Below are 6,437 nucleotides of genomic sequence, written 5' to 3' on the forward strand. Positions count from 1 at the left end.
GAGGAGAGAGGGCATTGACATCTAGAACCGCTGGATTGAAAACTCTAAGAATGTTTATGATGCTATTTTTTTTAGCGTGGATAGTCTCAGCATGTTCTTCACCACCACCGGAGCCTTCTCCACAGCCACAACCTACAGAAGCACCGGAAGAAGGACAGACGATTACTCTGATTACACCACCAAGTAACAATACTAACAAAGAGAGTGGCCCAAAATATCAGGTTCAAACTCGAATTACGGGTTTTCATCTGCTTAGTGAGACAGAGGGCATGGTATGGGGTGTAACAAAAAATGAACTTCGTTTGTATGTTACCCATAATAACGGGGCGACCTGGGCTAATATTTCTCCTGCACCCAATGTGCAGTTCCTGTCCACACCTGTCTATGGAAAAGGCATCTTTTTTACTGACTCTAACCATGGTTGGATTATAAGAAGTGCATTTGGTACGACAGAGAATATAGTGCTACGAACCACAGATGGAGGGAAAAGCTGGAAAATCTCATCATTAGGTGATGATAATAATGTATCTTCCGTTTATTTCAATTCACCAACTCAGGGATGGCTAATGACCTCTGCGAACGCTACGCCTAATAAGGAAAGCAAGGCGATTTATTCAACGTCAGATGGTGGGGCCACATGGGAAGAAGTGATGCAGAATGTACAATATAATCCGAACCTTCCCAATCATTCGATCCCGTTCACAGGTGTAAGTACTGGAATGATCTTCAAGAGTCGTGTAGAAGGATTTGTGACATTGCAGACCGGTGCCCTTCCTAAGATCTTTATAACTAAGGACGGTGGTCAGAGTTGGAATCCAGGACAGTCTTTTCTGGTAAATGAACAACTGGAAAGCTGTGACAGAGTCATTACTGGCAAACCAGAGTTCTTCGATGCTAGTAAGACTAATGGTTGGATGTCTGTGGGCTGCCAAAATGATAAAGATAAGACGATTACTTACCACGGTTACTTTACCGCTAATGGTGGAGATAACTGGAAATTTACACCTTTTGAATTAAAGAGTCCAACCGGAGGGAATCATCAGAGCGCTCCGACGTTTCTGAATTCGCAAGTTGGTTGGGCCATTATTGGTGATACTCTTTACCATACCGTTAACCAAGGGAAAACTTGGCTCCCTCTTAAGGAGAGTAGTGTTCTGCAGTCTAAGCTTGAGGAATATCCTGAGACGATTAAGATGCAGTTTATTTCCACAGAGGTGGGATGGCTTTTGCTTGAGAAAAAAGAACAAAAACGCTCGCTCCTCTTACAAACTACAAATGGTGGGATCAGTTGGCGTGTGATGTAAAGTGAAGTGAAGTGAAGCTGTTTCAAAAGTAGAGGATAATACTTTTGGAACAGCTTCTTTTTTTGAATATGCAGGAATTAAGTTGCAAATCAATTTGTTTTTGATTGATTGAATATAAGGAAAAAACTTATTTAAAATTTTCTTTATAGATGTGAAAAAAATCACATGACATTTAAATGATCGTGTGATATATTTAACACATAGAACAAGTTCAAATTTTCACAAACTTAACTTTCGAATAGGAGAGATTACAATGAAAACTTTTGAAACAGATTATATGACAAGAAACCTGCTGCAACTTTGCTACAACTGTGATGACGCTCACCTGTGTGAAACGGAAGAACAATGCAGAGCATGCTGGGCTGACAATGGTATGTTAGATGTTGAGACTGACGAAACGAAGCATTTGCTAGACCTCGTTCATGCTTAATCTGATCACTCAAAATTATGATTAAAGACCACTCGATTTCTTGATTTCTAAGAAAACGAAGTGGTCTTTTTGCATGAAGTCTCACTAATTTAATGCTTTCTGGACTAGAAGAGGCATATACATGTACAGAAGTGCCTGTAGCTAAGTTTAGGGTTGAATTAATGGGTATGAAGGGGGAAAATGTCATGGGAATGGGCCCGGATCTTTCATGGATGTTTGATTTCTCTGGAACAGTGATGCCAATATTTCTCATTGTAATGGTTGGTATTCTTGTAGTATCAGCAGGCAGGGGTTTGCTTCAATGGAGCCGGAACAATAGCTCACCCATACTAACCATCCCTGCCCGTATCGTCAGCAAGCGGAGTGAAATAAGACAGCAGCAGGTTCAAGAAGATAATGGTTCAAGTCGTACGAGTACGACATACTACTTAACGTTTGAATTAAATGAGGGCAGTCGAATTGAATTTAAAGTAGATGGCCATGAATATGGAATGAGTGCAGAAGGCGATAAAGGTATGCTTACCTATCAAGGAACCAGATATCACGGATTTGTGCGACAACCCCAATACTCCACAGCGGAGTAGTCATTAGGTATATATTCATTCTTAAACCATTCTTCTGTCTCATTCAACGGAGCAGAGGGATGGTTTTTATTTGCGGGCTATTAAGCAACTAAACGGAATGCAAATGGCATTAAAATTAGGTTGGAACTGTCACCTCTTGGGCTAATGCACATACAATACACCATGCAGTTAAGAACGAGGTTGTTTACGAAGCAACCCAAGGAGGAGACAGCGTGGCCGTCATCAAAACGAACTCGGAAGATGTGAGGGTGCTAGCGCGGTTGATGAGAGCGGAAGCTGAGGAAGACGGAGATCTCGGCATGCTTATGGTCGGCAATGTTGGTGTCAACCGGATTCTTGGAAATTGCCTGGACTTTATGAATATTCGTAATGTGAATGACATGGTCTATCAAAGTCCAGGAGGATTCGAAGCCCCGCAAAAAAGCTACTTCTATCAACGAGCAAGAGAAGCAGACATCCGTCTTGCCAGACGTGCAATTGCAGGTGAGAGAACCTGGCCAGCGACTAATGCTTTATGGTTCTTCCGTCCTGTAGGAGATTGCCCTCCAACCTGGTATAACCAACAAAACACAGGCCGCTTTAAAGCTCATTGTTTCTTTACTCCGACTGGAGAGGATTGCCCGGCTGTATTTATTGGTAATTAACAGGGTAACTGTGTAAAAGAGAATTACTCATTATTATGAGTAATTCTCTCAGTAAGCTAGTTTAAAGATTCTTTTGTGTCCAAAGGGAGCAACTGCTCCGATAAACAATTAGGAGGTTTCATTAAATGATTGTTCAACCATACCGCCCCGTTACTTACACTATTGGAAGTGTTTCTTCTTCAGGTATGCAAATGCCAATGTCTACAGGAATGCAAGGGATGCAAGGAATGCAAGGCATGGGCAGCATGCCGCCACAAGTTAGCAGTGGAAGTCCGATGACACCAGGAGGGGTTGTAGTTCAAAACCCACCTCAACAGTTTGAACAATCGTATATCGAAAATATTTTCAGACTGAATTTAGGCAAAGTAGGTACATTTTATTTTACTTATGAAAATAACAAAGAGTGGAATGCCAAAGTTTACAAGGGTGTGCTGGAAGCTGCGGGCCGTGACCACATTATTATTAGTGACCCAGTAACTGGTCAACGTACTGTATTACTTATGATTTATTTTGATTATGCTACATTTGATGAGCCCCTTACTTACCAGTACCCTGGAGTGATCGGTAATCCTCCTACAACAAGAAACTGTCGCTAATCAAGTCCTTATTTTTCTGGTTGAACCCCAACACTTAACGGTGAGGGGGTTTTTTAAAAATATAAGAAAGTATAAGTTTCACGTTATACATTATACATTATTCTTATATTTCTCGCATAAACGCTTACCGTCCATTTGGGACGACGAAGGCGTTTTTGCTTGTACATACTGATATTTTGGAATAATAAGGGGAATAAAGACCCATTTTTTTTCGAAAGGACACGCATGCTTGCGGTTTGCCCCAATATATTAATATAATAAATTGTATAAGACTCAAAAAACCTTGATATATCAGTGTTTACAAGGGATTTTGAGTCTTTTTTTTATCTTGAAATCACAAAAAAATCACATTCTCGGCAGATCCTTGGAATTTAATATGTTTTGGAAGTGGATTTTTAGTTTGTCACTACTGCTTTGCATCATTCGTTCCGTCACATGGGTATAAATCTTGAGTGTGGTTTTTGCATCATCGTGACCTACGCGCTTCATAATCGTTTTGAGATCAATCTGAGAGCCAGACGCTATACTTGCTTCGATAAGCATTGTGATGTGCGTGTGTCGAAATATATGAGGGGTCGCGTGCTTCTTGATGTTTGTTAATTTCATTAGACGAGCCATACGATTAACTAACTTCCAGTTTGTAAATGGTGTTCCGTTTTTATTGGTCAAAATAAACTGAGTCTCTACAAAATCATCGTGGAGCTCCTTGTATCTTTTATGTCGAGCGGACTGTTTTATCTTTAACCGCTTAAACATCTCAACGATGAAATCATCCACATCAAAGGTACGGACGGATCCGGTAGTCTTTGGAGGTGTTAATTGGTACGCGCCACTTCCACCCTGAGGAAAGTGAAGTGTTTTATAAATATGAACGTCATGAGTTTCGAAGTTGAAATCTGGCCACTCTAATGCACAAAATTCTCCTGGTCGCACTCCGCTAAACAGCAAAAAATAAAACGTCTCTAGATCATCACCTAAACCGTGATTTTGTAGTACTTCTAGAAATTCTTCAATTTCACTTCTTTCCAGAAATTTTTCTTCCAGTGCATTGTTTTTAGCTTCTAAAACTGTCCGTTGTTTTTTAGGCATTTTTATGTTTTGACAAGGGTTATCAATGCGTAAATTTTCTTTGATGATCCATTTGAATATTAAATTTGCTGTTGAGTGATAACGATAGATGGAGTTTATCTCATATCCTTCTGAAAACAAATTGTTGAGCATTTTTTGATGTTGGTTATGTGTTATTTTATCGATATTAGCACCACCATAATATTTGTTCAGTAAATTAATGTCGGACACATGAGCTTCCACAGTTTTTCCTTTAACTCCGCTAGTAATAATATAATCTTGTAGCCATTCTTGAGCAGCCTCATTGAATTTCATTTTTTTGGCTCGCTTTGTATCGGTTCCACCCTTCATACGATCCACAACTGCCTGAGCTGCGGCGATGGCTTCCTTCTGTGTATCACGTACCCTCGGTACCTGTTGGCGCTTGCCTGTGACCGGATCAGGAGGACCCTCCATGACACACTTCCACTTGTAGCCTTGTTTGTTCTTTGCAGGTACTTTAAATACGCTGGCCATGAGTAGGTCCTCCTAAATTAAAAATTAATAGCATCTTCTAAAGCTTCTATGGTTAGAAATAATTTGTTTGCGTTTTGTCCAAGTCGAGAAGCAATTCGCTCCATGTCGATCATTACGTATCCAGAACGGCTCGGAGGGATTAAAAGATCACTTGAACGAACAACAGCGCTATTCCGATTAGAGTTTGGATGGACATCCACGCTTTTAAAGGTTCCATTAACCTCGATGTAGAGTGGCTGATCCCACTTAAAACCTCCACGTTGTTCAATGATAAGCGTGTGGGGTCTAGATAAATCGTCAAGCCCGTAAACACCTCGTATGATTGGCTCAGGAGTTGTCGTGTATGGTAAAGTGTTTTCCTTGGCCACAGCAGTATATGTAAAAGCCGTCATGAATTCAGCGCTAGCAATACGCTCGCGAATCTGTTTCAGACGCAACAGTGCGAATTCTGGAGGAACCTGAAATACGGTTGCAACTATACCTGCCGCTTCTTCTTCGAAAGCAGGGAGCTGCAATTTTTCAAGCATGAAAAAGGGGATGGCTGCGTAAAGACTGAATCGTTCGGCATCAGCTTCTTGCATTTGCTGGAAAAGCTCCGAAATCTGACGCTGATCCCCAACATGGCGGAGCACGTGTCCAAGCTCGTGGAAGAATGTTTTATGCTGTACATCACGTTCATCCTGTTGGTTGATAACAATTACACATAATTCATTATCAGAAAACGATTTAACGCTTTTGAAATGCACCTCAACATTAAAGGCTTCAGAAATTCGTTCTATAGTCAAATCGTTTGGCACCAATATAGCCCTGGAGAGGTAGTGATTTTCAATAGTTTGTTCCAACGGAGTTTTGAAGTATTTGGATAAGTTCATGTTAAATCCTCCAATTAGCGTACATATGTTCTATTTTGTATGTAAAAGAAAAGCCATTGCTGGCTATGTGTAAAACCTCTTTATTTCTGCTCTTTATTTGCTTTATCTAAAGCTCTTTGTCGTGCCTCTCTGATTTCCTTTATAAAATCATCAGCCGCTTTAAATTCCTCTTCTGTCCAGTCATTTGGCCCACCGTAGAAAGTAAGGTTGCTCTCAGGCTTCTTGCGTATATTTGATCTTCCACTTAAGAAATCAGTGTCACAATCAAATGTGTCAGCTATTTTATTCAATGTATCTACTGGTGGTAATTTTGTTCCATTTTCATAAGCAGTGTAGGTTACCCTAGCAACACCAATAAGATCTGCAACAAATTCTTGAGTCCATTTTTGATCCTGTTTCTTTAAGGCCTCTCGTTCACCTTTT

General features: G+C 40.5%; 8 protein-coding genes. 5 read left to right on the forward strand and 3 right to left on the reverse strand.

Annotation, left to right across the window (positions count from 1 at the left end):
- Positions 1-14: 14 nt before the first annotated feature.
- The 5 genes from ACWNM1_RS13215 to gerQ all read left to right on the forward strand — a co-directional run bounded on the left by ACWNM1_RS13215 (position 15) and on the right by gerQ (position 3,558).
- Entirely contained in the window at positions 15-1,304 is a 1,290-nt protein-coding gene (locus ACWNM1_RS13215) for a WD40/YVTN/BNR-like repeat-containing protein (RefSeq protein WP_449601271.1), read from the forward strand.
- A 253-nt stretch (positions 1,305-1,557) separates the two neighbouring features.
- Positions 1,558-1,734 (forward strand): hypothetical protein, encoded by a 177-nt coding sequence (locus ACWNM1_RS13220; protein ID WP_449601272.1) that lies wholly within the window; start codon positions 1,558-1,560, stop codon positions 1,732-1,734.
- A 185-nt stretch (positions 1,735-1,919) separates the two neighbouring features.
- Complete coding sequence (locus ACWNM1_RS13225) at positions 1,920-2,318, forward strand: DUF2500 domain-containing protein (protein ID WP_449601273.1); 399 nt, start codon at positions 1,920-1,922, stop codon at positions 2,316-2,318.
- Positions 2,319-2,530: 212 nt separating this feature from the next.
- Positions 2,531-2,962 (forward strand): cell wall hydrolase, encoded by a 432-nt coding sequence (locus ACWNM1_RS13230; protein WP_449601274.1) that lies wholly within the window; start codon positions 2,531-2,533, stop codon positions 2,960-2,962.
- Between the two features lie 185 nt (positions 2,963-3,147).
- Positions 3,148-3,558: a spore coat protein GerQ gene (gerQ, locus tag ACWNM1_RS13235; protein WP_371916527.1), complete on the forward strand. Its 411-nt coding sequence runs from the start codon at positions 3,148-3,150 to the stop codon at positions 3,556-3,558.
- A gap of 345 nt (positions 3,559-3,903) precedes the next feature.
- On the opposite strand, the gene ACWNM1_RS13240 is transcribed toward gerQ, so the two are convergent.
- The 3 genes from ACWNM1_RS13240 to ACWNM1_RS13250 all read right to left on the reverse strand — a co-directional run.
- Positions 3,904-5,142, reverse strand: coding sequence for a tyrosine-type recombinase/integrase (locus ACWNM1_RS13240; RefSeq protein WP_449601275.1), 1,239 nt, complete (start codon positions 5,140-5,142; stop codon positions 3,904-3,906).
- Between the two features lie 17 nt (positions 5,143-5,159).
- Positions 5,160-6,014: an ImmA/IrrE family metallo-endopeptidase gene (locus tag ACWNM1_RS13245; RefSeq protein ID WP_149647367.1), complete on the reverse strand. Its 855-nt coding sequence runs from the start codon at positions 6,012-6,014 to the stop codon at positions 5,160-5,162.
- Between the two features lie 80 nt (positions 6,015-6,094).
- On the reverse strand, positions 6,095-6,437 hold a 343-nt coding region (locus ACWNM1_RS13250), incomplete at its 5' end, for a helix-turn-helix domain-containing protein (RefSeq protein WP_449601276.1).

This window comes from Paenibacillus sp. Marseille-Q9583 (assembly GCF_976954365.1).

Excerpts from the sequence above, each read along its gene's own strand:
- ACWNM1_RS13220 (WP_449601272.1), top strand. The coding sequence starts at position 1,558 with ATGAAAACTTTTGAAACAGATTATATGACAAGAAACCTGCTGCAACTT.
- ACWNM1_RS13225 (WP_449601273.1), top strand. The coding sequence starts at position 1,920 with ATGGGAATGGGCCCGGATCTTTCATGGATGTTTGATTTCTCTGGAACA.
- gerQ (WP_371916527.1), top strand. The coding sequence starts at position 3,148 with ATGCAAATGCCAATGTCTACAGGAATGCAAGGGATGCAAGGAATGCAA.
- ACWNM1_RS13240 (WP_449601275.1), bottom strand. The coding sequence starts at position 5,142 with ATGGCCAGCGTATTTAAAGTACCTGCAAAGAACAAACAAGGCTACAAG.
- ACWNM1_RS13245 (WP_149647367.1), bottom strand. The coding sequence starts at position 6,014 with ATGAACTTATCCAAATACTTCAAAACTCCGTTGGAACAAACTATTGAA.